The sequence below is a fragment of the Desulfosporosinus metallidurans genome (assembly GCF_001936615.1).
Classification (GTDB): Bacteria; Bacillota; Desulfitobacteriia; order Desulfitobacteriales; family Desulfitobacteriaceae; genus Desulfosporosinus; species Desulfosporosinus metallidurans.
Genome location: NZ_MLBF01000194.1, coordinates 1 through 500 on the forward strand (window position 1 = coordinate 1; position 500 = coordinate 500).

General features: G+C 66.8%; 1 protein-coding gene. It reads left to right on the plus strand.

Going from position 1 to position 500, the window contains the following annotated elements; genetic code table 11:
* Positions 1-328: 328 nt before the first annotated feature.
* On the plus strand, positions 329-500 hold a 172-nt coding region (locus DSOL_RS30315; RefSeq protein WP_139314653.1), incomplete at its 3' end, for an insulinase family protein.

Below are 500 nucleotides of genomic sequence, written 5' to 3' on the forward strand. Positions count from 1 at the left end.
AACCACACGGCAGCGGCCACCTGTCAGAATTGCGCCCTTCAGCCCCGCCCCCCCGATTTCTCCCTGTTGCAGGGGTCCGGGGGGATCATCCCCCCGGCCGCCGGAGGCATCTTCTGCCTTCTCTCTTTTCACATCGACTCCCTCCCCCACCTGGACCGAAGCCACCGCGCTTTGAAACCGACCTGCTCGCAAGCGCCCTGGCCGGGCCGGCGGCAACCAGCGCAAGGCGGCCGGGCTTTTGGGCCTGACCTACCATCAGCTGCGCGGCCTGTATCGCAAATATGCCGCTGCCCTTGACGCCGCGCCCAAACACCCGTAGCCCCAGGCCATGCGCCAAACCACCGAATTCGACAGCCACTCCCGCGCCACACGCCTGCCAAACGGCGTGCGCGTCGTCACCGAACACATGCCCCAGTCCAAGACCGTAAGCCTTGGCATCTGGATCGAAGCCGGCTCCCGCCACGAGGCGGCCGGACAGGAAGGCATGGCCCATCTCATGG